This window comes from Candidatus Moraniibacteriota bacterium, assembly GCA_028688415.1.
Lineage (GTDB): Bacteria > Patescibacteriota > Minisyncoccia > Moranbacterales > UBA1568 > UBA1568.
On the sequence record JAQTYF010000001.1, the window covers coordinates 669,364 to 695,978 of the forward strand.

At 41.2% G+C, this 26,615-nt stretch carries 26 protein-coding genes and 2 tRNA genes; 1 reads left to right on the forward strand and 27 read right to left on the reverse strand.

Annotation, left to right across the window (positions count from 1 at the left end; translation table 11 throughout):
- Nucleotides 1-19: 19 nt before the first annotated feature.
- From PHH40_03235 to rny, 14 genes are all read right to left on the reverse strand, one after another.
- On the reverse strand, nt 20-406 hold the full coding sequence (locus tag PHH40_03235; protein ID MDD2766750.1) for a hypothetical protein: 387 nt from the start codon (nt 404-406) through the stop codon (nt 20-22).
- Between the two features lie 248 nt (nt 407-654).
- Nucleotides 655-3,474 (reverse strand): hypothetical protein, encoded by a 2,820-nt coding sequence (locus PHH40_03240; protein ID MDD2766751.1) that lies wholly within the window; start codon nt 3,472-3,474, stop codon nt 655-657.
- An 11-nt stretch (nt 3,475-3,485) separates the two neighbouring features.
- Nucleotides 3,486-4,097 carry a hypothetical protein gene (locus PHH40_03245; protein ID MDD2766752.1) on the reverse strand — a complete coding sequence of 204 codons (612 nt, stop codon included), beginning with the start codon at nt 4,095-4,097 and terminating at the stop codon, nt 3,486-3,488.
- 122 nt (nt 4,098-4,219) lie between these two features.
- A complete protein-coding gene (gene efp / locus PHH40_03250; GenBank protein MDD2766753.1) occupies nt 4,220-4,777 on the reverse strand; it encodes an elongation factor P in 558 nt (185 codons plus the stop codon).
- Between the two features lie 29 nt (nt 4,778-4,806).
- Complete coding sequence (gene rpsR / locus PHH40_03255; protein ID MDD2766754.1) at nt 4,807-5,001, reverse strand: 30S ribosomal protein S18; 195 nt, start codon at nt 4,999-5,001, stop codon at nt 4,807-4,809.
- 175 nt (nt 5,002-5,176) lie between these two features.
- Nucleotides 5,177-5,677 carry a single-stranded DNA-binding protein gene (locus PHH40_03260; protein ID MDD2766755.1) on the reverse strand — a complete coding sequence of 167 codons (501 nt, stop codon included), beginning with the start codon at nt 5,675-5,677 and terminating at the stop codon, nt 5,177-5,179.
- 33 nt (nt 5,678-5,710) lie between these two features.
- Entirely contained in the window at nt 5,711-6,217 is a 507-nt protein-coding gene (locus PHH40_03265) for a 30S ribosomal protein S6 (protein ID MDD2766756.1), read from the reverse strand.
- Nucleotides 6,218-6,604: 387 nt separating this feature from the next.
- Nucleotides 6,605-6,877 (reverse strand): hypothetical protein, encoded by a 273-nt coding sequence (locus PHH40_03270; GenBank protein ID MDD2766757.1) that lies wholly within the window; start codon nt 6,875-6,877, stop codon nt 6,605-6,607.
- Between the two features lie 306 nt (nt 6,878-7,183).
- Nucleotides 7,184-7,255: transfer RNA gene (locus PHH40_03275), tRNA-Gly, on the reverse strand.
- 39 nt (nt 7,256-7,294) lie between these two features.
- Nucleotides 7,295-8,047: an FAD-dependent oxidoreductase gene (locus tag PHH40_03280; protein ID MDD2766758.1), complete on the reverse strand. Its 753-nt coding sequence runs from the start codon at nt 8,045-8,047 to the stop codon at nt 7,295-7,297.
- 312 nt (nt 8,048-8,359) lie between these two features.
- The gene (locus PHH40_03285; protein MDD2766759.1) at nt 8,360-9,382 is read right to left on the reverse strand and encodes a YvcK family protein; all 1,023 of its coding nucleotides are present in this window, start codon (nt 9,380-9,382) and stop codon (nt 8,360-8,362) included.
- Between the two features lie 21 nt (nt 9,383-9,403).
- A tRNA-Pro gene (locus tag PHH40_03290) sits at nt 9,404-9,477 on the reverse strand.
- 116 nt (nt 9,478-9,593) lie between these two features.
- The gene (locus PHH40_03295) at nt 9,594-9,884 is read right to left on the reverse strand and encodes an HU family DNA-binding protein (GenBank protein MDD2766760.1); all 291 of its coding nucleotides are present in this window, start codon (nt 9,882-9,884) and stop codon (nt 9,594-9,596) included.
- A 159-nt stretch (nt 9,885-10,043) separates the two neighbouring features.
- On the reverse strand, nt 10,044-11,570 hold the full coding sequence (gene rny / locus PHH40_03300; protein MDD2766761.1) for a ribonuclease Y: 1,527 nt from the start codon (nt 11,568-11,570) through the stop codon (nt 10,044-10,046).
- A gap of 281 nt (nt 11,571-11,851) precedes the next feature.
- Here rny and gpmI point away from each other — a divergent pair, with 281 nt between their 5' ends.
- The gene (gpmI, locus tag PHH40_03305) at nt 11,852-13,417 is read left to right on the forward strand and encodes a 2,3-bisphosphoglycerate-independent phosphoglycerate mutase (protein ID MDD2766762.1); all 1,566 of its coding nucleotides are present in this window, start codon (nt 11,852-11,854) and stop codon (nt 13,415-13,417) included.
- Between the two features lie 99 nt (nt 13,418-13,516).
- On the opposite strand, the gene PHH40_03310 is transcribed toward gpmI, so the two are convergent.
- From PHH40_03310 to PHH40_03370, 13 genes are all read right to left on the reverse strand, one after another.
- Nucleotides 13,517-14,101 carry an ATP-dependent Clp protease proteolytic subunit gene (locus PHH40_03310; GenBank protein MDD2766763.1) on the reverse strand — a complete coding sequence of 195 codons (585 nt, stop codon included), beginning with the start codon at nt 14,099-14,101 and terminating at the stop codon, nt 13,517-13,519.
- A 136-nt stretch (nt 14,102-14,237) separates the two neighbouring features.
- A complete protein-coding gene (tig, locus tag PHH40_03315; GenBank protein ID MDD2766764.1) occupies nt 14,238-15,527 on the reverse strand; it encodes a trigger factor in 1,290 nt (429 codons plus the stop codon).
- 42 nt (nt 15,528-15,569) lie between these two features.
- Entirely contained in the window at nt 15,570-16,103 is a 534-nt protein-coding gene (locus tag PHH40_03320) for an inorganic diphosphatase (protein MDD2766765.1), read from the reverse strand.
- Between the two features lie 31 nt (nt 16,104-16,134).
- On the reverse strand, nt 16,135-17,397 hold the full coding sequence (gene nusA / locus PHH40_03325) for a transcription termination factor NusA (GenBank protein ID MDD2766766.1): 1,263 nt from the start codon (nt 17,395-17,397) through the stop codon (nt 16,135-16,137).
- A gap of 151 nt (nt 17,398-17,548) precedes the next feature.
- The gene (locus tag PHH40_03330; protein ID MDD2766767.1) at nt 17,549-17,965 is read right to left on the reverse strand and encodes a VanZ family protein; all 417 of its coding nucleotides are present in this window, start codon (nt 17,963-17,965) and stop codon (nt 17,549-17,551) included.
- Nucleotides 17,966-18,079: 114 nt separating this feature from the next.
- The gene (locus tag PHH40_03335; GenBank protein MDD2766768.1) at nt 18,080-18,802 is read right to left on the reverse strand and encodes an HAD-IB family phosphatase; all 723 of its coding nucleotides are present in this window, start codon (nt 18,800-18,802) and stop codon (nt 18,080-18,082) included.
- Between the two features lie 2 nt (nt 18,803-18,804).
- Nucleotides 18,805-20,178, reverse strand: coding sequence for a HAMP domain-containing sensor histidine kinase (locus tag PHH40_03340; protein ID MDD2766769.1), 1,374 nt, complete (start codon nt 20,176-20,178; stop codon nt 18,805-18,807).
- A gap of 12 nt (nt 20,179-20,190) precedes the next feature.
- The gene (locus PHH40_03345; GenBank protein MDD2766770.1) at nt 20,191-21,699 is read right to left on the reverse strand and encodes an Ig-like domain-containing protein; all 1,509 of its coding nucleotides are present in this window, start codon (nt 21,697-21,699) and stop codon (nt 20,191-20,193) included.
- Nucleotides 21,700-21,730: 31 nt separating this feature from the next.
- Nucleotides 21,731-22,231, reverse strand: coding sequence for an RNA methyltransferase (locus PHH40_03350; GenBank protein MDD2766771.1), 501 nt, complete (start codon nt 22,229-22,231; stop codon nt 21,731-21,733).
- A 308-nt stretch (nt 22,232-22,539) separates the two neighbouring features.
- Nucleotides 22,540-23,550, reverse strand: a complete 1,011-nt coding sequence (locus tag PHH40_03355; protein ID MDD2766772.1) for a hypothetical protein — start codon at nt 23,548-23,550, stop codon at nt 22,540-22,542.
- Between the two features lie 19 nt (nt 23,551-23,569).
- Entirely contained in the window at nt 23,570-24,505 is a 936-nt protein-coding gene (locus PHH40_03360; protein ID MDD2766773.1) for a hypothetical protein, read from the reverse strand.
- Between the two features lie 110 nt (nt 24,506-24,615).
- Nucleotides 24,616-25,392 carry a hypothetical protein gene (locus PHH40_03365; GenBank protein MDD2766774.1) on the reverse strand — a complete coding sequence of 259 codons (777 nt, stop codon included), beginning with the start codon at nt 25,390-25,392 and terminating at the stop codon, nt 24,616-24,618.
- Between the two features lie 212 nt (nt 25,393-25,604).
- On the reverse strand, nt 25,605-26,558 hold the full coding sequence (locus tag PHH40_03370; protein ID MDD2766775.1) for a hypothetical protein: 954 nt from the start codon (nt 26,556-26,558) through the stop codon (nt 25,605-25,607).
- Nucleotides 26,559-26,615: the final 57 nt, after the last annotated feature.

The window sequence follows — 26,615 nt, forward strand, 5'->3', positions numbered from 1 at the left end:
GGAAGGAATTATATTGCTCTTATTCATCTTTATTATTTATAAAACGTCTGAATGAAAATTCTACAAGAAGCATACCCGCAAAAAGCAAGAGTGCATCCCACCAGAGCAGAATATCATTGTACTGAAAAAAAACTATTCCCATCACGAAAAGGGAAAGCAAGAGAGATTGTCGGAATGCTCCTGCCAGATTTTCTGCTGTTGCCGTATCTCCCAACCCTTTTCGGTATATCCAAATGACAAAAAGGAGAAATATACCCGTCAAAAAAACAAAAAGACTGAGGGAAAAAATGACAAGTCCGATAAATCCGGTCTGGTGCGGGTCGAAGAAAAAAACAACGCCGAGCCACGCGATAAGTGTCATCAATGTGAAAAAACGAATACCCCAGAGATAGAAAGAAAGCGACATAGTATTCGAACTCAAGAATAAATTTCCTCTTGTGAATAATGTATTATTTTCTCTCCTCCCCTCTGATAAGGAAAATCCACCTTTTCAGTATAGCGGTTTTTTGAGAAAAGCACAACTGTAGAATATCTCATATCAAGGCTATTCTAAAGCAAAAAAGAAGGGCTTTCCCTTCTTTTTCGTCATTTTCTCCTTTTATTTCACTTCTGATGTAGTGTTGGCATAGTTTTTTTGAATTATTTTTTGATGAGTTAGAATGGTGCTGTCTCTTTCCAATTAAAGTCACAGTAGCGGGTACCTGCATTGGTACATGTTGTCATGGAACCACAAAGATCGAGGGTGAATGTTGATCCATTACAATGTTTCGAGGCTTCACTACCACAGGTTCTCGTATCGGCACAAGCAGAAACTGTCACTGTTACTGTTTTACTCGTATTCACACCTACGCTATTCTGACATGTAAGTGTATATGATTTATTTGTCAGAATATTGTTTTTGGTTTCGTTTCCATTTGTTCCCCTTGATCCACTCCAGTCACCTGAAGCAGTACACGACACAGCATTAGCTGTTGACCAAGAAAGTGTTGAGGAACCGCCTGAGGTAACACTCGAAGATGAGGCTGAGAAATCAATGATAGGAGATGCTGGAGTTGGAGGTGGAGGAAGCACACAGCTACTTCCATTCCAGTTGTATCCTCCGTTGCAATGATACTGACACCTTGTACCTGTATCAGTGGCATAGTATGAGTAGTTTGTGGTGTTGTTAGCAAGGTTCACATTGTCACTTGCAAACATCGTAGCATTTACTGGGACAGATCCTTGACAAATGTTTGTCACACAAGATGATCCACTTCTATTGGAAAAGGAATCACAAGTATACTGACAGCTTGTGCTGGTATCAGTAGTTGAGTAGGTGTAGGCAGTGTTTCTATTAGGAGCATTATCTGGTGCTCCGTAGGCAGAGACGTTTGAAGAAGGGAGGCTATTGCAGGAATAGGTAGGAGCGAAACAACTACTTCCATTCCAATTGTATCCACCGTTGCAGGAATACTGACACCTTGTACCTGTATCAGTTGCAAAATATGAGTATGGAGTATTAGCATTAAGACTTACATCGTCATTTGCGAACATCGTGGCATTAGCTGGGATAGTGCCAGTGCAGGAGTAAGTTGGAGGTGGGGTTGGAGGAAGCACACAGCTACTTCCATTCCAGTTGTATCCACCGTTGCAGGAATACTGACACCTTGTGCCTGTGTTGGTGGCAGAGTATGAGTATGGGGTATCAGCGTTAAGACTTACATCGTCATTTGCAAACATCGTGGCATTAGTTGGGATGGTGCCGGTGCAGGAGTAAGTTGGAGGTGGGGTTGGAGTACCTCCTCCTCCGCCTCCACACGCTGTACTATGAGCAGGCACAGTAATGGAAGAAGTAGGACCATCTCCTGTACTATTCCAGCAATAGACAGAGTAGTTGGTAATACTCGTTCTCGAAACAGGTTTCACTCCATGATTAGGACTGATCCATTCAGATAACCCTCCTCCTGAAATCCAGCATCCCGTGGAACTATTATTAGCATCCACATACACATTTGAATTACTACAGAAATCTGTTTTTGTGAGCGTAGTAGTTGGCACGGGTAAAGTGATAGTTTTGATTGCAGAACAAGAAGCATCACCTGAACCTACATTACTACATTTCCAATTCCAATTCGCTCCTACGAGAGTCACTGCACTTGGCTTCCCAACATTACAGAGTGTATGTGTTGCTCCAAATCCAGATTCATTGGGAGCAGAAACAAAAGACTTTCCATTTGATGTACCACAAAGTGGAGATTTGTTGATGTGACATTCGGGTGACTGCGGTGAGCCCGAGCACCGCCATCTGATACCACGATAATATCCATCAGGACTATACGTATCAGTAGATATTTCTGTGCCTGTAGTACAGATTTGAGCTGGTGTCAGAGAAAAATAGTCATTCACTACCGTATTGTTTGCAGAACCACAGGTACCAGAAGAAACAGCAACACAGGACTCTGATGTAATTCCCCATACTCCTCCTGCGTTACACATAGTACTTGCACTTCCTGTATATCCTGGTGCAGTATTGGTGTATGGTCCAGCAGTTTGTCCTACGCTTTTTGTTTGAGCAGAGACATACGCAGAACATCCAGTACCCCAATTTACATTACCTCCGGGCCAGGTGCAGGTGGTTACAGGCTTCATTTCAGAACAAAGCTTATTTGAAGAAGCTCCATTATTTCCATTACACCACCATTGCCATTGATCAGGATATTCTGCAGTCGCACCTCGATTTCCTGTAGTACAATTGTAGTGGGTTGTAGAACAAGAACCATTTACAGCAGGTGCGGTGACGGTAATTGTGAAAGAGCTACTGGCGCAGTTGTTCCCATTAACATAACATCCTGTAAGAGACACTGTGTGCGTTCCAGGAGTACTCGGTGCAAGAAAAGATTGAGTCGATGTACATCCACCACTTGCATCACAACTCGCACCACCTGCTCCTGCTATACTGGCACTCACTCCTATTCCTGGAGGACTAGAGCAACCAAGAAAAAAACAGAAAATACCGTTCAGCAAACCACTCCAACCATTGAAATTACTTCCCTGATTGCCACCTGCTGCGGCAACATTCATAGATATTACTTCTCCAGGAGCATAGGAATTTTTGTTCGTTCCGGCATAAAAAGTTGCCGAGGGATGAAACGTGGCTGTATTTGCTAGAAGATAGTAATAGGGATCATTATGACGATTCCCTGGATAATAATTCATCGTATAGCCAGCAGGTATGGTGTAATGAACGAAATAGCCGTCTCCGTCATTATTAGTTGCTACCCATTGATTATAATTGACTCCATCCCATATTTCACAGTCACGGCCACATCTTCTCATATTTTGGTAAATACTTGGCACAGTTATTTTATCTTGATACGTCGACCCTGTATACCAAGTTTTTTCTGCTGCTTTTACATCCTGATTTGGTATGAGTAAGAAAAAGGTAAATAACAGGAAGAATGATGCTTTCTGCCAGTGTCTGAAGATCTGTTGCATAAATGGAAGTATTATTGATTAATAGCTGGCATAATGGAATCACGTACTCTCACTTCCTTTGCGAGAACTGTCATCCCATCATTTCCTTCCTCAGCTAATACAACTGAAATCATGCTTTCAACTTTTATCTCATTTTTATTGATCATCACACTATCATAGAGAGACATTGTAGGAACTGATGATGCTTCTTGTGATACAGAAACATTCTCTGGCATACTTGATGCTTGTTCTAGGAGTTCTTGGAGTACTTTATTATCTTTCGGAGTCATCTTGATAAAGAGAGTGTTCGCATCAGTACGAACAGTGAAGTCTCGTTGCACTGCAGTGTCAAAAGGATTTTTGATACTATTGTCATGAAATGTAATACGATCTCCATCGATAGCAGTGACAGTGCCTGATAATTCTTTCTTTTCATTCTGTGATTGGAAGAAGACATTGACACCACTCTCATCAATCATTTTTTTTGCAGCATCAAACCCTGCCTGATATGCAGGACTGTTTGTGCCAATATCTGATGGGGAAATATTTTTTGATGTATCAGTACGAAGAGTGACGAGAGTGCTCCCGAGCGCACCACCAAGAAGAAACAAGAAAACACCAACAACAATACTTTTCCAAGACATATTTTTTTTATTTACTATTTATTTCATTTCTATTATACCCCCCCCGAGATAAATCGCCAAATATTTGTCAAGAAAAAAACCGACGTGTGTCGGTTCTTCTTTGGTATGAAATAAAATGTTCTCTAGGCTCTCGAGACGTAAGTTCCCTTTTCGGTGTTGATGATGATTTTATCACCGACTTTGACAAAGAGAGGAGCAGTTACTTGGAGACCAGTCTCGAGAGTGACGACCTTGCCACCGCCCGATGCAGTATCACCTTTGATTCCTGGAGGAGCATCAGTGACGGTGAGCGTCACTTTGATCGGTGGTTCGACGTTAATCGGGTTACCATTCCAGTTCAGTACGGATATCTCTGTGCCTTCGACAAGGTATGAGGTCATCGTTCCCAGCACTTCTTTGGAAAGAGAAAATTGGTCATAAGAAACCGTATCCATAAACTGATATTCGTCCCCTTCATGGTAGAGATACTGAGCGTGGGATTTGGAAATTTCTGCTTCTTCCACTTTTTCTGCGCCCTGGAACGTATAATCGATAATCACACCGGAAAGAAGGTTTTTCAATTTGGTTCGCATCACCGCTCCACCTCGTCCAATCTTGGAATGGAGATAATCCAAGACGAGGTACGGTTCATCGTTCCAAATGATTTTTTTTCCTGTTTTGATATCGGTCATGTTGAGCATAAGGCGATCAGTATTTATTGATTATGAGCCTATTTGATCACGTACGGGACAAGTGCCATGAAACGAGCACGCTTGACTGCGAGTGCGAGTCCGCGTTGTTCTTTGGCAGAAAGTCCATGTTTCTTTGGTGGATACATCTTGCCCTGTGAATTGAGAAATCGACGCAAGAAATAAGCATCTTTGTAGTCGACATTGGCAAGTTTTTTACTCATTGCTGCTTCCATAGTGTTGTAAGGATTAACGGATAAGTGATGATTGATACATGATATATGCAGAGGATGATTGGTTTGAAGAAGAGGATAAGTGATAGAAAGGGAAAGATAATGGATAAGTGATAGAAAATCGAGATCTTTCAACGCTTTTCATCTTGTATCTCTTATCAGACATCTTGCATCTTCTTTAGAATGGCACGTCTTCTATCTTGATCTCATCTCTCTCATCATCGAGATTGATAGTCGGAATTTCTTCTTCGATAGGTGCTGGCGCTTGAGCACGCGACTGTGGAGTATTTGGTCTTTGTGTCGGAGCAGTACTGCGAGGAGCATTCGTTCCCTGAGATGATCCTTGACCACTCGCACGACTCCCGAGTTGCATATTTTCACCGATGATTTCTGTCGTGCGACGAGTTGTTCCATCCTTGGCGGTATATTCTCTCGTTTGGAGACGTCCTTCGATGAAACATTCTTGTCCCTTGGTCAGATACTGTCCAGCAATCTCTGCAAGACGACCCCAGAGCACGACATTGTGAAACTCTGTTTTCTCTTGTTTGGTTCCACTCTTGTCCGTCCAGAAGTTATTCGTAGCAATAGACAGTGTAGCGACTGACTGACCTGTCGGTGTGGTTCTCATTTCTGGATCACGAGTGACGCGACCGACGAGGACTACTTTGTTGACGTTCATACTTTTTTTATTAATGATGTAAGAAAAAATGTATTAGATATCAAGTTTAGCTTTCAATTGATCATCAATCTGTTCGTTGCTCACTGGTTTAGCATCTTCTTTCGGAGCGATAGGTGCGTTCGGCATCGGACGGACGGCTCCACGTTTTTCATAACGACCTCCACGACTTTCTACTTTCGGTTTTTCAACACGTGGAATAGCTTTGAGTTCTGGAAGTTCTTTGGCAGAGATGACAATAGAACGCAAAACGTCTTTGGAGAGTTGAAGTGCGCGAGTGATAGCAGTCAGCGGATGAATAAGAGCGACTTCTTTTCCACTTGCTTCAAACTCATCTTTATCAGGGAGAGTGAAACGACGAGCGATATAGATACCACGAGTTTCTTTCTTGATCTCATAGGCCATCTTGCGCTTCTCTTCTGTCGTAGGTGTCAGAAATACACCGCCTTCGGAAGTAACGATTTTTTCCACTACTTCTTTGATTCTCGGCAATTCACTTTCTTTTGACTCACCAACGAGATAATACAATTCGTATTCGATCATAGTCTTAAATTTATGAGCTGGTAGCTTTTTAGCTTAACAACTGCAACTTCTTAAATGGATTATAAATAAAAAAATACCCCAACAGAGAGAAAACCTACCTTGTGGGGATGTGTCGCTCCTAGTCCTCGCAATAACTCTTCGATAAAAACTCAGAGCCTGCGGGGCGGGAGAGACGTCGGTCTTTCTCAGTTGTATGCACATCGTACCAGACATTTCCTCTTTTGGCAAGAGAGGTTTTGAATCATGCCCTTCACATTATTTTAAAAAATAAAAAGGCCGTTTCCAATTTTTTGGACGTACCTTCAACACTCAGCAGGCTAAATTTCAACAACTGACACTGCGTTCGCTGACGCAGGTTGAAATTCATTGTGAAAGTAGTAGGCTCTCTCATAAGAAAGAAACCGTATCTTCTGGCAGAAGAGGATTGCTCCATCTGCCACTGTGAAACAACTGGAGATTGGACACAGAATCACGTCCGTGTGTTGCTCCGAAAAGTAGATATGCAAAACGATTACCACGATTTTTGATTGTTGCTAGTCCGTTCGCCGATTTATTCTCGGCAACCACAATTTCATTTGCGGTGACAGAGATAACAGTAGTCATTTTCTGATTCCCTCCTTCGGAATCAGAAAAACGGATAATACCATGCGGCATAATCATAGCAAACCTCCATAAAAAAATTGGCAAAAGTACCAAATCAACAATAATCTACTCTCCCTCATCTGTCCAATTTTTGTTTATTACACTTCTTATAGCATTTCTGTATTGAAAAAGTAAAAAGAATGACACGAGGCCATTCTTTTTACTTTACTAGAGCGGGTAGAGGGAGTCCTCCGCGCTCCGACGCGGAGCCTGGGCGCTACACACAGAATACTCGCTCGCTCGTATTCGACTCACGCCCTTCTCCTCCCTCTACCCAGAAAAAATCAAAAGACCTGAAGAAATTCAGGTCTTTTGATTCTTATGAGCGGGTAGAGGGAGTCGAACCCTCGTCCTCAGCTTGGAAGGCTGATATAATAGCCGTTATACGACACCCGCTTATTTGGAGAAGAAAATTTCTTCTCCGTTTGAAAAAAACTATTTATTCTCTGCAACAACAGCATTGACTCGGAGACCCGTAAACGGATCCATGTGACATTGTTCTTTCGGTATTCCTAAATCTATCAATGTTTTTTCTATCGCTTCACTGAATTGTGGTGATCCGACAATATAATACAAACAATTCGGGATATCTTGTATATATTTTTTGATTGTTTCCTCACAAATATAACCTCTTTCATCATTTTCAGGAGCACAAGGATCTTCCGAGCGACTAAGTACTGTCACGTATCGATAATGAGGAAGTTGTATCTGTTTCATCTCTTCATCAAAAGCAGCATCTTTCGTAAAACGATTAGAATACAGGAAAATAAAATTTCTTTCGCTTTTTTCGTATTCTGCTTGTTTCAAGATACTTCGTACTGGTGTCACTCCGATACCACCTGCAAGAAAGACAATCGGTCGAGTATCAGCTTCTGGAAGAACGAAAAATCCTACAGCTTTCGTAATAACAACGGTATTCCCTGGTTCGAGTTTCCAACATGTTTGCTTGAAAGAACTCTCGCCATGACGCATAGCAAAGTATAATTCTGATTCAAAAGGTGCAGAAGAAAGTGAGAGCGATCGCACCAATCCTCGTTTGTCTGTCTCGATTTCGTCCATTTTTGGCACTTCCATTGCGACGTACTGACCAGCCTTGAACACATATCCTTCCGGTTTGTCAAAAACAAAAAGGCGTGTGCCGTCGGCGACATCGCGTATTTCTTTGAGTGTGATGGTAGATCCTTGCATAAAAAAGACTTTTTACTCTTTAATTTCCTTCTCAGTCTACCTTTTTTTACAGTCCTTGTCAAAGCTTCTTTCCGCTGTTTTTGTTTTGTGAAGAGATCTATTACCGTAAAGAACCCTTCAAAAGCCAATTTTTCATCATCGTTCCACCTCTCACAAGAGCTCTCAGTATTACGAAAAAAGCAGTCTCCAATCTACACAATCACAACTTCTTTTTTCGATCTGAGAGCTCTTGCTCAGTCAGTGTGGAAAGGATGCTGAAAAAATTCTTTTGAAGAGTTCTTCTTCATTCTCCTCAGAAAGAATATTTTCTATTCAGACGATATCGTTCAATATGTTTTCGTATTCGGAGAGTTCTAGAAGCATCATGAGTACCTTGCCAATCTTTTCGGTATCATGACGAATAAAAGAACGTGTACGAGCAATCGTATCACCTCGAGCAAAACGCACTTTTTCAGCGCTGAGAAAATCTGACTGAATCACTCTATAGGGACGTTCTTTTCGAGCTTTTTTATCGAAAGATACAATCTCATTTTCTCGTTCATATTTTTTGAGAAGTGCCTGGCTTGGTTTTCCCGTATTGTACGTCACAAAATCTACTTTCCCCTTTCCGATATATTTCTCTATCGCATCGATATAATCATCCAGAGTGAACCCATCAGTCTGACCTTTTTTGTTCACTAGGTTACAATTGTAGACTACTTTTGCCTGAGATTTCCGTATCGCTTCTGGAATACCAGATACCAAAAGATTGGGAAGAATAGAACAATAATGATTGCCTGGTCCCATCACAATGAGATCAGCCGAGAGTATTTTCTCGATCGCTCTTGGATTTGCTTTGGCACGAGGAGAGAGATATATTTTTTCTATCCCTCGTTTTTGCATTTCGAAATTATGATTGATCTCATTTTCCCCCTGGAGCAATCCATCGTTTTTCAGTTTCATGAAAAGTTTTGTGTCGATGTCCGTGACTGGTATCACCTCTCCTTTCACATTGAGTATTTTCGCCGCTTCTCCGACACCCTCACTGAAACTTCCCGTCACTTTCTCAAGTGCCGAAAGAAGCAAGTTTCCAAAACTATGACCAGATAGACCGCCTTCTTCAAAACGATAGTTCATCAGCGTTCGAAGCATCTCCGATGAATCAGAGAGTGCAACGAGACACTGACGAACATCTCCTGGAGGGAGTACTCCGAGCTCATCACGGAGCACTCCGGTCGATCCTCCATCATCGGCCATTGATACGATAGCAGAGAGTTCAATCGGGTATTTTTTCAAACCAGAAAGAAGAGTGAAACTCCCCGTTCCCCCTCCGATTGTCACTATTTTTTTCATCATTCCATACAAGGAATAAAATTATGGTCGGAGCACTCGGAATCGAACCGAGACTACGTGCGCCCAAGGCACGCGTACTACCACTATACTATGCTCCGAATACGGTTGCTGCTCTATGCTACAAGCTACAACCCGTCTACCCAATCGGAGACGGGTTGTAGCCCTATCTTTTTCTATCAGAGTACTTACCAAGAAGTGTCTCTGATATGCATCTTTATCTTACAGCTTCTTTCAAAGTTTTACCAGCGGTGAACTTTGGAACGGTCATTGCTGGAATAGTGATCTTCGCTTTGGTTTGAGGATTGATACCTTCACGAGCAGCACGATTCGAAACTTTGAATGTACCAAAACCGGTGAGCGTTACTTTGTTTCCTTTCGAAAGTTCTGCAGTCACTTCATCGAGCAAACATTCGAGCATCGCTTCTACATCTTTTTTCGAGAACTCAGTCTTTTCCATAATGGAGTGGACGAGCGTATCTTTGTTTATATTCTTCATAGTTTTCACCGCCTTTCTAGTTGAGACTTTCCACTCATCATTTTTCGAAACACAGATGATGAACAGAAAATGCACATTATTTAACTCCTGTTCTTTATTCTAAGCCATTATTTTGAAGAATGCAATAGGCAAGCCTTTTCTCATATCTATGACTTATCTAAGCCATTATTATCTTGCATATTCTATTGCGCGCGTCTCGCGAAACACATTTACCTTGATTTCTCCTGGGTACTTCAATTCTTCTTCAATACGTTTTGCAATGTCTCGTGCGAGCTTCATTGCACTCAAATCATCTGTTTTTTCTGGATTCACAAAGATACGTACTTCACGTCCCGCCTGAATAGCATACGATTTTTCCACTTCTGGAAAGGTGTTGATGAGCACTTCCAATTCTTCGAGTCGCTTGATATATTTTTCTGCTGTTTCTTTGCGAGCACCTGGTCGTGATGCAGAGATAGCATCAGCAGCTGTCACAATAAATGATTCTGTCGTCTGATGCGGATATTCGTCATGATGACATTTCATCGCATCGATGACATTCTGTCCGATACCAAACTTCTCGAGAATACGCATACCGATTTTGACATGCGTTCCTTCGATTTCATGATCTACTGCTTTACCAATGTCATGGAGCAGTCCAGCCTTCTTGGCACATGTGACGTCGAGTCCGAGCTCCGCTGCGAGCGCTCCTGCAATATAGGAAACTTCGAGAGAATGAAGGAGGACATTTTGTTTATAACTATAGCGATAACGGAGGCGTCCGAGGATATAAAGGAGTTTTGGATGCAGTCCAGCAATACCCGCATCATAGGCAGCAGTCTCTCCAGCTTCCTTGATTTTCTTATCGAGCTCTTTCTTCGCCTCTTCTACTGCCTCTTCGATACGTGCCGGATGAATACGTCCATCAGAAACGAGTTTCTCAAGAGCAATACGAGCGATCTCTCGACGAACAGGATCAAATCCGGAAATGATAACCGTTTCTGGAGTATCATCGACAATGAGCTCCACTCCAGTTTCCTTCTCAAGTGCGCGAATATTACGACCTTCCTTTCCAATGATTTTTCCTTTGACTTCATCGGAAGGAATAGTGACGGTCGTTGTCGTGAATTCAGAGACATGCGATCTCGCATATTTATGAATCACGGTTGCCATAATATTGAGTGAACGTGTTTCCAACTCTTCATGACTTTCGTTTTCGAGTTTAGACATACGTTTTACGAGAGCATCCGCACTCTCTTCTTCTGCCAATGCAAAAAGTTTTTTCTCAGCTTCTTCTTTGGAAAGTTGCGAGAGTTTCTCGAGACGTGTCATTTCTTCTTGACGAAGTTTCTCTGTCTCTTCACGAATAGCACGTATTTCATCAGCCTTTTGCATCAGACGACGCTTTTCAGTATCGATGTCTTGGAGACCTTTTTCGGTTTGCACTTCCCGCTTCTCGATACGCTCTTCCTGAAGAACGAGTTTTGCTTCTCGTACTTTTTCATTTTTCTTGGCTTCCTCGAGGATTTCGACAGCCTTATTCTTTGCTTCGATAGTGATTTCTTTTACCGTTGTCTGCGCTTCAGCAAGCATTTTCTCAGCTTGCCCTTCTGCGGTAGACAATTGCCCTTTGGCAATATTCTTTCTCACGACATACCCCACGACAGTTCCCACCACAAGCATAGCTAGGGCAAGAATAAAATATACTGCACTCATAAAATAAAAGAATGCGAGCAATCAATAGTATGGAAAAAGATACAAAAAATCACTCTTTCGTTGTGACGAGAGTGAAAAAAGATGCGTAATGTGTCAAATAATGTTCTAACATAAAGCTCTTCTGTTGTATCGTTCTTCTTTCTTTGACTATCGATTGAAGCAATGGATAAACGATTAATACCGTACATCCATCATAGTCGTGTCAGAGCCTTTTGTCAAAAGGAGAAGGATGATATGATAGAAGAAGTACTATCATCTCCTAATTTTGAAAGAAAAATAAAATGTATAAACCGCTCGTACTTATCGTTCTGGATGGCTGGGGAATAAGCAACAATACCGTCGGAAACCCTATTCGTGAGGCGACACTGCCGACATTCGACAAACTCAATCGTTTCTACCCGATGACCACTCTTCAGGCTTCGGGGATTTCTGTCGGTCTTCCGTGGAATACTGCTGGCAATAGCGAAGTCGGACACATGACGATGGGGGCCGGGAGAGTGCTCTATCAGAACCTCCCGCGTATTTCTCTCGCTATCCAAGATGGTAGTTTCTATAAAAACGAGACGCTCCTCAAAACACTCCAATTCGCCAAAGAAAAAAAAGGGAAGCTCCATATTATGGGACTGGTGAGTTCTGGATCTGTCCATTCCCACAAAGATCATATCATGGCACTCCTTCGTCTCGCTAAAAACGAGAATATGGAGGAAGTGTATATCCATGCTTTTACCGATGGCCGAGATTCTGCTCCCAACGCTGGTATGCAACAACTCAAAGAGCTCGAGCGCACAACCCGTCTCATCGGTATAGGAAAAATTGCCAGTCTCTCTGGACGAAATTTCTCTATGGATCGAAACAACAACTGGGATCGTATCGAAAAGACGTATCGAATGTTGACGGAAGGAACAGAGCTTACTGAGCCCGAACCACCGCTTGTCTTTGAAAAAGCATACGCAAAAAATCTCTCTGATGAGTATATCGAACCTATCAATATGGCAGAAAATGGGAAACCAATTGCGCTCATTGAAAACAATGATGCCGTTATTTTCTTCAACTTCCGGGAAGATCGCGCTCGCGAACTCACTCAGGCCTTTGCTCTCCCACAGTTCGAAGGATTCGAACGCACATTTCTTGATATCGCTTTTATAACACTCACCGAATATGAAAACGGACTCCCAGTTTCTGTTGCTTTTCCGCCAGAAGATGTCAATCATTGTCTCGGCGAAGAATTGAGTCTCGGAGGGAAGACGCAGCTCCGTGTCGCTGAAACAGAAAAGTATGCTCACGTGACATACTTTTTCAATGGAGGAAAAGAAAAAGCTTTTCCCGGAGAAGACAGACTCCTCATCCCCTCTCCCGATGTTTCACATTTCGATGAGATACCAGAAATGAGCTCTCCAAAAATCACTGAAACGATCGTGTCTTCTCTCAAAGAAAATCGCTATGATTTTATTCTCGTCAACTACGCCAATCCAGATATGGTCGCACACACTGGTAACGAAGTGGCTTCTATACAAGCCGTCGAAGCAACCGATAAAAGTCTTTCTATCCTCATACCAGCGGTCTTGAGTATCGGAGGAGCTATACTTATGACTGCTGATCATGGCAATGTCGAGGAACTCAAGAAAGTAGCGACAGGAGAAATGGATACCGAACATTCTACCAATCCTATTCCACTCTGGTATATCACTCCTGATAATCATCGTGAGAAAACATCCGAGATAATGATGCGTGAGCAAAATGAAGTCAATGGACTCCTTTCTGATGTTGCTCCAACAGTACTTGATATTATGGGGTTAGAGAAACCTCAAGAAATGAACGGGAATAGCCTCCTCTCGATACTTGAATAAACAGACAAGCAGCAAAAAAACAATTAACAGCCAACAAAAAATGAGTCCACATGGACTCATTTTTTAAAATTCTTTATTTCTTGTTTATCCACTTTCTGTTTATTGTATCACTTTATCAACAATACCATATTTACAGGCTTCTTCAGCACTCATAAAATAATCACGCTCTGTGTCGATTTCGATTTTATGAAGTTTCTGTCCAGTATGCTTCGCGAGTATCTTATTGAGACGATCACGCGTCTTTAAAATATGTTTGGCATGAATATCAATATCCGTCGCCTGACCAGATGTTCCTCCGAGTACTTGGTGAATCATCACTTCACTGTTTGGCAAAGCCATACGTTTCCCCTTCTTTCCTGAAGCCAGAAGAAGTGCTGCGGCTGAAGCAGCCATACCGACACAAATCGTCTGTATATCAGATGAGACATACTGCATCGTATCATAGATAGCAAGTGCCGAAGAAACTGATCCTCCAGGAGAATTGATATACATCTTGATATCTTCTTTGGCGTTCTGAGAATCAAGAAAAAGCAATTGAGCAATCACTGTATTGGCGAGGTCATCATCTATCGGCGATCCGATAAAAATAATCCGGTCTTTGAGAAGACGAGAATAAATATCGTAGGCCCGTTCACCAGAGCTCGTCTTTTCGATAACCATCGGAACAAGATATTGATTCTTCATATGAGTAAGAAGATAACGGATAAGCGATAATAGATAAGTGATGAAAAATCAGAATAAAACCTCATTCATCATCATACATCGTGTGTCTTGATTCCTCTTCATCTTGCATCAATTATCATGCATCTTGTATCTGATTTTATATTTTTTCGAGAAATTCAAATACTTTTTCATTACGTAATTGTCCCTGAATAGCGGTATAGAGACGTTCCATATCGATATTCTTTTCGATGTCTTTGATGTTGCGATAAGATTGCAACGTTTTGTTCATTTCTTCTTCGATAGTCTGACTATCCACTTCGATTTCCTGCGTCTCAGCAAGCGAAAGGAGAATAAGGTGTGCAGCAAGACGCTTCTTCGCTTGCGGTTCCCATTCTTTTTTCATCTCATCTTCTGTTTTCTTCATCTGCGCCATATAGTCCGCGAAATTCATACCCATGGATTCTACTTGTGTCTGGAATTCACGTACCATCCGTGATTGTTCTTCCTCAACGAGAATGGATGGATATTCCAATGACGATTGCTCTACCAAACTATCGAGAATATGGGCTCGATGTTCTTCTTGTTGTTTTTTCTTTGCTTCTTCGAGCATTCCTTGGCGCATACTTTCTTTCAATTTCTCCAATGATTCAAAAGCGCCCAATCCCGAAGCGAATGTGTCATCAACTGTCGGTATCTGTCGTTCTTGTACGACTCCGAGTTTCACTTCAAATGTTGCTGGTTTTCCAGCAAGATGTTTTGCATGATATTCAGCAGGAAAGGTCAATTCAAAAGTCTTTTCTTCATTTTCTTTCATGCCAAGAATCTGTTCTTCAAATCCAGGGATGAAGACTCCTTTTCCTAATACGAGTGGGTGTTTTTCGCTTTTTCCGTTTTCAATCAAAACACCGTTCTGCAAAACAGAAAAATCTACTAATACATTGTCGCCTGTCTCTGCGGGACGATTGACCGTTACGAGTTTCGCTCGCATATCAGCCAACTTCGTCAATTCTTTATCGATCTCTTCCTCAGGGACAGTTGCTTCTTTTTTTGCAAATTGAGCATTGATCTTTTTCACACCACTCTTCCATTCTTTGAGGGTTACTTCTGGCATCACTACAGTGATCACGCTGTATTCGAGTGACTCACCGAGTATTGTTTTCCCGAGTTTCACTTCTGGACGGCCAATAGCATTCACTTTGTTTTCTGCAAGTGCCTTCGGATACGAATGGTCGACGACATGAGACACCGTTTCCATGAGTAGTGCCTCCTTGCCAAAACGCTTCTCGATTACATCACGGGGTACTTTTCCTGGTCGAAAACCAGCTACTTTCACATCTTTTCCGAGATGTTCTGCGGCATGATCCATCTCTCCTTGCCATTCTTCCCACGGTATGACTACGGACATTTCGACTTTTGATTCTGGAAGTTTTTTTACAGTTACTTGCATACGATATAATAATTCAAACCTATTAACATTCTTCTCTATTCCTTACTTTTTCGGGAACTTATCACGATACATTTTGAGACCTTTTTTCACAGCGAGAAGAGCCTCTTTCTTCCCGTGAAATCCTTTGATAACCACCTTCTTGCCATCAATAGATTTGTATGTTTCAAAAAAATGTTGCATTTCTTTGAGGGTATGCTTGTTCACATCACTCAAGTTTTTGATCTCATCAAAACGTGGATCGCTTTTCGGTACAGCAATAATTTTATCATCACCTTCTCCACAATCAATCATCGTCATAATACCGACTGGTCGAGCTTCAACGAGGATACCTGGATAGAGTGGATTCGTCGTTAAAAGCACAACGTCAAGAGCATCACCATCATCCCAGAGGCTCTGTGGAACAAAACCATAATCAAACGGGTAGTCCTGAGAACTCTTCATTGCACGATCGAGCTTAATAAGACCAGTCTCCTTGTCGATCTCGTATTTATTCTTGGTGCCTTTGGGACATTCGATAATGACATTGATGATATTTGGAATATCATTTCCCGCACTGATTTCATGCCACATGTTCATAAACGTGTTTGTTAGACGTATTATACGTTTGTTATGCGATAATTGATTCTTCTGTATTCTCTCCTTTTTCTTCTTCTGCTGATTTTTCGTCTTCTGTGTCACTCGTCACATCGATTTTCCACCCCGTGAGCTTGGCTGCGAGACGGACATTCTGTCCACGTTTACCGATAGCAAGAGAGAGCTGATCATTCGGAACTTTGACAATCGCTTTTTTCTCTTCTTCGATCAGATTGACAGACAGTACCTTGGCAGGAGCAAGAGCTGCGCTGATGAATTTTTCTGTATTTTCATTCCATTCGATGATATCAATTTTTTCACCACCGAGTTCATCAATGATGGATTGTACGCGTGTCCCTTTCTGTCCGACACACGAACCGATCGGATCCACTCCTTCTTCATCAGAGAACACGGCAATTTTGGTACGAGAACCAGCTTCACGAGAGACGGCTTTCACCTGTACGGTACCCGTGAATATTTCTGGCACTTCCAAAGAGAAAAGATGACGGACCATCTCAGGATGTGCACGAGAAAGGAGGAGTCCTGGTCCTTTTGTATCAGATTCGACACGAACAAGAAACACTTTCAAATGTTGGCCGGCTCGATATGATTCTCCTTCTATTTGTTCGGAAGGAAAAAGAATGCCGATAGATTTTCCAAGATCAACAAAAACATTGCGTCCTTCGACACGCTGAACAACGCCATTCACGACTTGACCTTCTTTCTCTTTGTATTCGATAAACATCGATTCACGCTCCGCTTCACGGATACGTTGAATAATCACCTGCTTGGCTGTCTGCGCAGCGACGCGACCAAACTGATCATGACTCTCAAGAGGAAGTTCAATAGTCTCTCCAAGTGCGATACCTTTTTTCAATTTCTTTGCTTCAGAAAGAAGAATATCTCGTTCTACATTGAATCGTGGTAAGCGATCTTCATCATTATTTATTTCTTCCTTTCTTTCTTCCGATACATCTCCTGTTTCAGACACCTCTGTCTCTTCGATAAATTCACGTGTTGTTTCATCTACAGCTTCTTTGACCAGAAAGAAATTGGCTTCTTTCTTGACTTCATCAAAAACAGCCTTGATCACTTGACCTTTTTTTCCATAATCTTTCTTGTATGCGGCTGACAAAGCAGCTTCAACAACTTCGAGTACGCGTTCTTTGGAAATGCCTTTTTCTTCGGCGATCTGCATCACCGCACTTCCGAACTCACCCAAACGACCAGAGAGACTGGCCTCATCTGTCGATTCTTTGGTTTCTTCTTCTACTAATACTTGTTTTTTCTTGGCCATAATAATTGCTACTGAATTAACGATTAATGCTCTTTCAACAAAAAAAGTCCGCGACGAGCGAACTTCCATGCCTGCATAACTTTACTCCCTTAGTATAGCTGATAAAACCATTTTTGTCAATATACGGAAACGACAATTTTCCGCATTTTATTCATTTTTTTACTTTATCAGAGCCATTTCTAAATCGATAAAACACATACGAAAATATGCACCCGAGAAGGGCTCCACTCGCATCAATAAGGACATCGGTCAACTTGGGGCCACGATATGGCACAAACGATTGATGAAACTCGTCAGAAATACCGTACATTATCGAAAAAACAAATGCCACAAGAAACACGGTCGGAAAGACTCTTCGTGACGAAACAGCTGAGAAAAAACGAATCGCGAGTAAACACAGTATCATATATTCTACGATATGGGCACCCTTGCGTTCAATATAAAAAGAAAGTGGCATCTCAGTACTCTGTGGATTTCCAGAAAGAGAAGAAAAAAAGAAAATAACACCCATCCACAAAAGGAGTGTTATTCCACGAAAAAAAATAGTCAGTATTCGAGTACGATTCATATCACTTTTTATGTGAACGTTCTCCGAGTTCCTTGATCAGCTCAAAAAAAGCATAGAATGGCAACCATAGCCACAGCGTTTTTTTGATGAAATTGTCAAGACTAGCATTTAAGTTCATAGTTTCAATTTTTTAAAACATTTCTGATCTACTTCATAAACGACATCTTTCTTCTCTACTACTACTCGCCACTGTTCTTTCTCTGCCATTTTTTCCAAGTTTTGGTTCGGATTGAAAGCAATTGGGTTGTCCACGAGCCGAAGAAAGCTCCCGTCAGACTCTGTGTCTCCTATACCAAACGAGTCTTTGAAGGTGAGTTTATGTTCGTAGACATATTGTTCTACTACTTGACCCTTATTTCTCGATGGTTCGAACGATGCTTCTCCTGTATATTTTCCTTCTTCATCAAGAGCATAGACACTTCCGAATACGTTGTCAAATTTCAGATATTGACGATTGTATTCCTCTACCACTTCTATCGGAGAACCCGAAACAGCGATGAGATGGTATCCCTCTTTGCGTAATTTTTGCATCAATTTTTCTGCAAAAATATAGGTGCGTTTGGCATGGAAAGGAACGAGTGCCTGACACGCTTTGAATACTTCTTTCTGTGTACACCCTTTGATGTGGAGAGAATAGAGCTCGACGAGCGCTTTTCGATAGTCTTCATATGTTCCCTCGTGTTGCAACCAATTTGCATATATTCCAATGAGTTTGTCTCTTGCCTCAACAGAAAATATACCCATCCAAGACAATTCGCTGATGAGTTCAAAATGGAGATTCTTTCGAAAAATGGTCCCGTCAATATCAAAAATAGCAATCTTATTTTTTTTTGTCATAATTATACTTTTTCAACAAATTTTTTCAGATGAAGATTAAAATGCGAACCTACCCCCTCTATACTCTCGACAGTAATATCTCCACCCATCTGCCTTGCAATCTCACGCGAGATCCAGAGCCCGAGACCCGTACCAGAAATCTTGGATGTCTCATCGGTTTTCACACGATAGAATTTTGAAAAAAGATGCTCAATGCCTTCAGCTGATATACCGAGACCGGTATCAGCAACGGTGATAAGAATAGTATCTTTCCCTTCTTCTTTCACCGAAAGAGTGACACTTCCCTTGAGTGTGTATTTCACAGCATTACCCACGAGATTCACAAGTATTTGCTTGAGGCGTTCTGCGTCAGCAGAAACAACGAGAGGATAGAGAGGTTCGGAGTGAAATTCTAATCCTTTATTTTTTGCCAACAAGGAAAATTGTGATGTAATTTCAATAAAAATCGGTTTCAAGTCAACGGACTTGAGAGTAATAGGAAGACGGTTCTGCTCCAACCGAGAAACATTCAAAATATCTTCTACAAGGTCATTAAGACGAAGAAGAGATCCGTCCATATTTTCCAAATAATCCATCGATTGTTTTTTTGACGCATCAGTCGTTGGAGCGTTTATATCCCCTTTCAGAAGATCGACATATCCACGAAGAACAGTGATCGGCGTTTTGAGCTCATGACTCGCCATGGAAATAAAATCGTCCTTCATATGATCCACTTCTTCGAGCTTCGTCACACGGAGTGCGTAGTAGAAGAATCGCATATGATTTCCCAAAAGGAGAAGTACAAAAAAGAGTGAGACTCCGAGCACGAGATACGATTGAAAAATTGCTTTCCTGACATACGCATCATGCGATTGAATCGAAAGCTGGAAAACGATGAGGCCGAGTCCATGTCCTTCTTCATCAGTAATTTTCTTCACCACATTCCAATAACGATTCCCATCTTCATTGGTCAAAAATGCCAACGTGATATTTTCATCTTGCCACGGGAGGAGATATGGCGTCATCGCTCTATCAATCGGTTTGCCGATAGATTCATGATTTGTCGAAGCTCGGGTGACAAAAGAAGATTCGTCGGAATCCCTTGTCAAGATAACGATTTCTGATACATCTTTGTTCTCTGTTTGTACCTGATCAATTCTCTTCTGCAATACTCCCTGATCTGAGAAGAGATCATTTCCGAGAACACGGAAAACATTCTCTGCTAAAATAGCTTTGCTTTTGAGAAGAGCGTCCGTCGTATCCTGGAATTTCTTCAAGGAATAATAGCTGTTGCCAAACAAAGCCACAGTAATGACAACAATAAGCACAATCGAATAAAGAATCGTCGGATTTTTCTTGATGAATTCTATTCCTTTCCGGAGCGATTGGAGCAACATCTTTTCTCTTTTTTATTTGATGAAAGATGATCGACGACCTATGAACACGAGAGCGACACCGATACAGGACGTCATAATCACAAATACAGTAAACCAGAGCTGTGTCTTGGATTTTTCGAGAGGAGTAGCGTTCTCTGCTGTTTCTGTAGCAGAAGCCTGAGCTGGTTGGATGGCGATAGCATCAGCAGTCTTGACGAACGGGAGCGCGCGACTCTGAGAAGTAATCTTACCAACATTGTCAGTCACTGCGACATACACTTCATGATTGCCATCAGGAATTTCTTTGTCGAGATCATACGACCAATTGCCATCGGCATCCGTCTTAACTGTTACGACAATCGGATCACTAAAGATATAGAGTGTTACGAAGATATTTGGCAGAGCTTTCCCAGAAAAACGAGTTGTCTTCTTGGTAGATTCTTTTTTGACGGCGTCTGTATTCTTCGTATCTCCGTTTTTTGTATCAGCATTTGTGACAGTGACTATCTGTATTGTATTGACGGCGAAACGAGTTTCAGTGATCACTTGCTTTGTTTCTTCAACAGGAGTAGAGACTCCATTTTCTGTAACATTTTTCACGATTGTTTCTCCTTTTTTTGGTGATTCAAAGGCTACCTTATCACTCTTGTCTCCGGGAGAAAAGATGAGAGGATTAAATCCGTTTTTGAGTTCATCACCATCGAGAAATCCATCACCATCGGAGTCAGCGAGAAGAGGATTCGTATTGAGACGAATTTCTTCTTTGTCAGGAACACCGTCACTATCCGTATCCGCTTCTGAATTCTTAAATTTTTTCTTATCCTCTAAAGTAATAGTCTGGACAGGATTTTCTATCGCAATTGTTTTTTTCTTCCCTTCGATTATCGTGCCGTCTTCTTGATACAGTTTCGTTTTGAGATCATATGAACCATTTGGCAATGTATCATTGGCATCGACAGTCAGTTTGAAATCACCATCATCCTTCTTCTCTGCGGTACCGACATATGTTGGGATAATTACGCTCGAAGCAGAGGATGCACGCTCTTCTTTCTTTATTTCTCGAGATTGATCCTCTTTCTGTTTTGTGTCTGTAGATTGGATTTTTTCTGATGTTACCTCTTGAGATTTTATTTCTTCTTGCTTTGTTTCCGAGGGATTCTCTTTTTCTTTCTTCGTAGGCGTCACATAATACTCTACTTTCTTCACGGTAGGTTCTGTTTTTGTAATGATATCTACTTTCTTCGGTTCTTGTTTATTCTGAGCTATAGTTGTCTCTGACTTTTGAACCGTTTTTGCAATTTCTTGAACTGTTTTTTCATCCTGTTTTTTTATCTTTTCAGTCTTTTGCTCATTTTGAGTTTTTTTCTCTTCTATTTTTTTGATTGTTTCTGATTTGAACTCTTCTATCTTTTTTTCAAGCGTAAAAGATATCGCGTTTTCGTTGTTATTATCATTTTCTTGATCTTTGTCAGCCAAAACGATACTTACACTGACAAGAGAAAACATTCCAACCAAGAGAAGTGCTTGTGTTTTTTTCAACATACTTTTTTTATTTTTTATATAAGAGAATCTTTTACCCTCTCAGTATACTTGATATATGGTAAAGCGCAATACCTCCTGCCACCGAAACATTGAGAGAATTTTTCTTTCCCCACATCGGGATTTCGAGTATGACATCGCACTGTTTCAGAATCTTTATATCCACTCCAAGAACTTCATTTCCGACGATCAAAGCGACTTTTTCTTTTGGTATATATGCCTTATAATTCACACTTTTTGAAGATTGTTCGAGTGCCACGATTTCATATCCTTCCTCACGAAGTGTGGCCAAGACTGCACTAAGTGACGATGATTTCTTCCAAGGTACACTCTCTTCTGCTCCGAGTGCTGTCTTTGTTAATTCTTTCTCGGCTTTGGTCGTAAAGACTGAAGATTTCTTTGATGGCTTTGGAGTATATCCTGTAAGAAAAATATAATCTATTCCAGCTCCATCTGCAGTACGAAAAAGAGAACCTACATTATGAGCACTCCGGACATTGTGAATAATAAGCACACATTTCTGTTGTTCTTGCATATTTTTTTATTGCTCAATCAATAAGTGAATGCTCGTATGATTTAAAAGAAATCAGTTCAAAATTCAGTAATCAAAAGCCAATTTTTCATCATCGTTCCACCTCCTGTCTGCCGACAGGCAGGCTCACAAGAGCTCTCAGTATTACGAAAAAAGCAGTCCCCAATCTACACAATCACAACTTCTTTTTTCGATCTGAGAGCTCTTGCTCAGTCAGTGTGGAAAGGATGCTGAAAAAATTCTTTTGACAACCGAATTTCAAAGTGATAATAGAACTATTTATCTATCTCTACTAGTCGTTAAAACATCTGTTACTTCTGATTTTGAAAGAGTTCTTTTCCTGTTTCCCATACTTCGGGAGCATTTTTCTTTTCCTTCATCCAATACCACCATTCTCCGCCCCACAGATAGATTTCAGGAAAGCCTACGCGTTTTGCATATTCGACATTCTCTCTCAATTTTTGAGCATTCATCGTGATATATTGTTCTTCGAGAGGAATATCAGCGATCCACCCTGATGCCCACGGTTCTGCCTGAAGTTCTATGACCATCAAATTCTCTTGTTTGGCAAATGTCCGTACTATCCATGCTTTGGTACGGAAAAAATTCGGTCCTACTGGATAAGTGAAGTATCCACCCACTTTTTTACTATAAATATCACGATACATCGTCGTACCGAATTCGTCCCCTCGACTCGCTGCACCATACCAAAGTGACAGTTCTCCACTATCAGTCAGAAGTACTGGCCGTGAAGTATCGAGCGTTTTGACCAATGCTACTTCTTGTTCCAAAAAATGTACATCAAATGGAGGACAAATACCAAATGGTAGGAATGGTTCGTTCTCAATCTGCCACTTAATCACTGTTCGATCATCTTTGTATCGTTCGATAGTTTTTCCAATAAAATGAAGTATTCCTTGTTTGCGTAGGGCATCATTCTCATTGGCCCATTCTGGAATATGACATTCTGGCCAACGAGGAACTTTCAGTCCGATAGTGAGAATGACATTTGCTTGATGCGCTTTGGCTTCTGCTATTTGCCAATCGACATCCGAAAAGTCATATACTCCTTTCTCACGCTCTATGAGATCCCAGTACACTGGCAGACGAAGTTTTTTCACACCGACCTGATCAAGTAACGCAAGATAGACTTCTTTCCAATCGAGTCCGAGATCGGTAGCATACCGTGATGAGAAAGTCATGCCGAGCTTTGCATCCTCACGAACAGTCTGCCCAGGCAAATTGAAATACACAAAGACAAGTAAGAGTATACCTGTAAGCAGAAGCAATCCTTTTCCAATACTTTTTAAAAAAGAAATCATATACACATTTTCCTAACAATTAGAGAAGTAAGGTAACCCCGCTCTGTGCTGAAAGCCACAATCCGATGCCGATAAGAACGATAGCACATCCTTTCTGGAACCAATCCCAAAAAAATAATCTCTCATCAAATAATGCGGGGAAGCGAAGTGATAATGGGAGCGCTAGGAGGAGAAGAAAAAGATACTGCATTCCAGAAAGAGCCTGAACAAGAGCCACTGACCCACGAGAGATGGCATACACGACCAAGAACGAACCGATGCCAGCACACACCTTACTCAAAACAAAATACACTCCTGTCTTGCGTGCTCGACCTGGATCAGTGGTTGTTTCTTGAGAATGATCCAATATTTGGTGACGAAATGGAGCAAAAGAAAGAAGTGTTATTCCTCCGACAAAAATACCGAGACGAGACCAAACAAGACCACTGACGAAATTATTTTCTTCGTATCCTTGCTTCAAAAGAATAAGGGAAATTCCGATACCAACACCTGCTAAAAGAATAGGGAAAAACGGTATATGTTCATTCTTTTTAAGAGGCAAATCAAACGATATCAACAAACCGCCAAAGATCAAAAAAGCGAGGGCCAAAAAAATAGTGCTCCCGAGAGTAGTTCCTGAAAAAAAAGCAAAGAAAAAAGCTGTAATCGAGGTCACCGTCCCGACGAGTGGAGCGACACGAGAAACCTCATACTTTTTGAATGCAGTATAAAGAGCCACTAAAGCGTAAAGGAAAATAATACCTGAAAAAAAAGCAAAGAGGGTTGGTTGCCAGCCAAAGAAACCAAATTTAAATGGCACAAAAAAAAGAGCAAAGAGACTGAACATTGCCACATAGAAGGCATATACTGCTGGTGCTTTGATACGATCGGCGAGGAGATATTTGTCAAAGAGAGCCGCAACAGCATTGAAAAAATATCCGAATAAAGCAATGGAAATAACAAAACCAAATGACATAGTTTTTATTTTACGATAACAAAAAATATTCTTTTCTTGTTTCAGTATACCATACAAAAATCCGCCCCAGAAATACCAAGGCGGATGTTATTTTTTCAAGAAAAATTCCTCTACTCCGGAAGAAGTGCTATACGATTGTAATACAGAGAAACATCTGCAATCCATTTTCTGACACTTTCATCACTGTGACCAGCACAGCTCGAGCCACATTTCCAGATGATCATATTCTTTGGATCACTCGTTTTCCGAAGTTCTACCAGATGTTTCAGACGATTTCCGACAACGGTCGCTGCTTCTTCAGGACTTCCAAAACAACTATGTCCCATTTCAATTCCACGTGTACCAACACCCTTGTATCCCCAATAGTTAAAACAGTCATTTCCTGATTTATCGACAGGAACACGTTTACCCCAATTACTCTCTTTCTTGGCAATACCAACGATGAGCGCTGCGATTTCGCGATCGAATGTCGCAATAGTCGGAATCATCACTTCTATAGGATATCCAGTTGTTATCGCACGAATAGTCACGCTGAGATCATTATCAGGGAGATGCTTCATTGCCTCTATATTCTCGACAGACGAAGGAACAGATGGTATTTCGCAAGGAACACTTGTCTGCAAGGCATTCTGTTTCCCTTCTTGAAGAGCAAAAAATCTTGCGACGTCTTCTTGCCAATAACAACGTTCCTCGTTAGATGGTAATGATTCTTCTAACGCCGTATCTGCGAGTGCGAACCGAGAAATGAGAGAAGTTCCCAACATCCCCAAGATAAAGAAAACTCCAATAAAAAGGAGGGTTATTTTTGTGGGAAAAAAGTTTTGAAGAAAAGTTGGTTTCTGTAAATGATGTTTCTTGTAATGCTTTGGGGCAAAAGAGATCTTCATACAGTACCTGTTCCTGTTTTGCAATCACAGTATAAGATTGCTTCTCCGAAACAGTATTAACAATTATGGCCTTGCGCTCTCTTTATTAAACAAGAGAGATGACAAAAACCTTATAACAACGTAAATCCCATACTACTCTTTTTTCCAGTTTTCGTCAATCCTAAACAATAAAAAATCCCTCATATAAGGGATTTTTCATGAAAAAATCAGTACTATTCGAGAGGAATATCATCCTCATCGCCACCAGCGAGACTAAAGTACATATCGACATCTGCAATCCATTTTTTGACACTTTCCCTGCTGTGTCCACTACAACTGAATCCACATTTCCAGATGATCATTTTTTCTGGAGTATTGAGTGCCTCTGAATGAGTGAGAGTATTGATACGCTTAGCAACAGTTTGTACGGCATCCTGACGACTATTGAAACAGGTATGCCCGCCCGTACCCATGAGTCGTCTCACTCCTCGATATCCCCAATAATTGAAACAGTCCTGACCGTCAAGAACCGGGATACGTTTACCCCAATTGCTTTCTTTCTTGGCAATACCAATGAGAAAAGATGAAGTCATACGATCCTGTTCAAATATGTAGGGAAGCATCGCTTCAATAGGATACCCTTTGACCATTTCTCGAATATTGTCCTTATACTGCTCATCAGCCACTTCATTGAAATATTCAAAGAACACATCAGAGGTATTACTTTTTTTGTCAGAAGAAGCATTCGCATCAAAAATAGTCTTGTCTACTATCGTTTCTTCAGGGATTTCCATCTGTGTTATTACTCCTTCAGAACCCGACGTTCGAGCAAACACACCTGGTCCAAAAAAATGCTCAATAAAACCCATAGAAACAACACCAAACGCTACTCCGCCAATAAGCGATCCATAAAGCATTTTATGCGGTGATACATTAGGAACAAAACGAGCGAAAGTCAGCTTCACAAAACGAGCATATAATTCCGTTTTCCTCCAGAAACGCCAGAGACTGTCTCGAAAAGATTGTTTTTTTAACTGCTGTATAAAATCTTTTTGTTCTGTACGAATACCGTCGAGACCACGTTTCTTCTGTGAAAAAACCGGCAATCTATTCCTCTGCAAAGAAACAGAGGGAGTTATAGATTTGAAAGGAGTTGATTGTTGACGCGATGAAACAACATCGGACATACTCCTCTTTTTGTAGGTATATTTTGAAGATTGATCTGAAGGAAAAGACATTGATTT

What these genes read in the sequence shown, in the direction of transcription:
- PHH40_03265 (MDD2766756.1), bottom strand. Translation starts at nt 6,217, where the DNA reads ATGATCGAATACGAATTGTATTATCTCGTTGGTGAGTCAAAAGAAAGT.
- PHH40_03270 (MDD2766757.1), bottom strand. Translation starts at nt 6,877, where the DNA reads ATGATTATGCCGCATGGTATTATCCGTTTTTCTGATTCCGAAGGAGGG.
- PHH40_03335 (MDD2766768.1), bottom strand. Translation starts at nt 18,802, where the DNA reads ATGACAAAAAAAAATAAGATTGCTATTTTTGATATTGACGGGACCATT.
- PHH40_03360 (MDD2766773.1), bottom strand. Translation starts at nt 24,505, where the DNA reads ATGTCATTTGGTTTTGTTATTTCCATTGCTTTATTCGGATATTTTTTC.
- PHH40_03355 (MDD2766772.1), bottom strand. Translation starts at nt 23,550, where the DNA reads ATGATTTCTTTTTTAAAAAGTATTGGAAAAGGATTGCTTCTGCTTACA.
- tig (MDD2766764.1), bottom strand. Translation starts at nt 15,527, where the DNA reads ATGCAAGTAACTGTAAAAAAACTTCCAGAATCAAAAGTCGAAATGTCC.
- PHH40_03370 (MDD2766775.1), bottom strand. Translation starts at nt 26,558, where the DNA reads ATGTCCGATGTTGTTTCATCGCGTCAACAATCAACTCCTTTCAAATCT.
- PHH40_03280 (MDD2766758.1), bottom strand. Translation starts at nt 8,047, where the DNA reads ATGCAAGGATCTACCATCACACTCAAAGAAATACGCGATGTCGCCGAC.
- rpsR (MDD2766754.1), bottom strand. Translation starts at nt 5,001, where the DNA reads ATGGAAGCAGCAATGAGTAAAAAACTTGCCAATGTCGACTACAAAGAT.
- PHH40_03350 (MDD2766771.1), bottom strand. Translation starts at nt 22,231, where the DNA reads ATGCAAGAACAACAGAAATGTGTGCTTATTATTCACAATGTCCGGAGT.
- efp (MDD2766753.1), bottom strand. Translation starts at nt 4,777, where the DNA reads ATGCTCAACATGACCGATATCAAAACAGGAAAAAAAATCATTTGGAAC.
- PHH40_03285 (MDD2766759.1), bottom strand. Translation starts at nt 9,382, where the DNA reads ATGATGAAAAAAATAGTGACAATCGGAGGGGGAACGGGGAGTTTCACT.
- PHH40_03365 (MDD2766774.1), bottom strand. Translation starts at nt 25,392, where the DNA reads ATGAAGATCTCTTTTGCCCCAAAGCATTACAAGAAACATCATTTACAG.
- gpmI (MDD2766762.1), top strand. Translation starts at nt 11,852, where the DNA reads ATGTATAAACCGCTCGTACTTATCGTTCTGGATGGCTGGGGAATAAGC.
- PHH40_03245 (MDD2766752.1), bottom strand. Translation starts at nt 4,097, where the DNA reads ATGTCTTGGAAAAGTATTGTTGTTGGTGTTTTCTTGTTTCTTCTTGGT.
- PHH40_03240 (MDD2766751.1), bottom strand. Translation starts at nt 3,474, where the DNA reads ATGCAACAGATCTTCAGACACTGGCAGAAAGCATCATTCTTCCTGTTA.
- PHH40_03330 (MDD2766767.1), bottom strand. Translation starts at nt 17,965, where the DNA reads ATGAATCGTACTCGAATACTGACTATTTTTTTTCGTGGAATAACACTC.
- PHH40_03235 (MDD2766750.1), bottom strand. Translation starts at nt 406, where the DNA reads ATGTCGCTTTCTTTCTATCTCTGGGGTATTCGTTTTTTCACATTGATG.
- PHH40_03340 (MDD2766769.1), bottom strand. Translation starts at nt 20,178, where the DNA reads ATGTTGCTCCAATCGCTCCGGAAAGGAATAGAATTCATCAAGAAAAAT.
- rny (MDD2766761.1), bottom strand. Translation starts at nt 11,570, where the DNA reads ATGAGTGCAGTATATTTTATTCTTGCCCTAGCTATGCTTGTGGTGGGA.
- PHH40_03320 (MDD2766765.1), bottom strand. Translation starts at nt 16,103, where the DNA reads ATGAACATGTGGCATGAAATCAGTGCGGGAAATGATATTCCAAATATC.
- PHH40_03345 (MDD2766770.1), bottom strand. Translation starts at nt 21,699, where the DNA reads ATGTTGAAAAAAACACAAGCACTTCTCTTGGTTGGAATGTTTTCTCTT.
- PHH40_03310 (MDD2766763.1), bottom strand. Translation starts at nt 14,101, where the DNA reads ATGAAGAATCAATATCTTGTTCCGATGGTTATCGAAAAGACGAGCTCT.
- nusA (MDD2766766.1), bottom strand. Translation starts at nt 17,397, where the DNA reads ATGGCCAAGAAAAAACAAGTATTAGTAGAAGAAGAAACCAAAGAATCG.
- PHH40_03260 (MDD2766755.1), bottom strand. Translation starts at nt 5,677, where the DNA reads ATGAACGTCAACAAAGTAGTCCTCGTCGGTCGCGTCACTCGTGATCCA.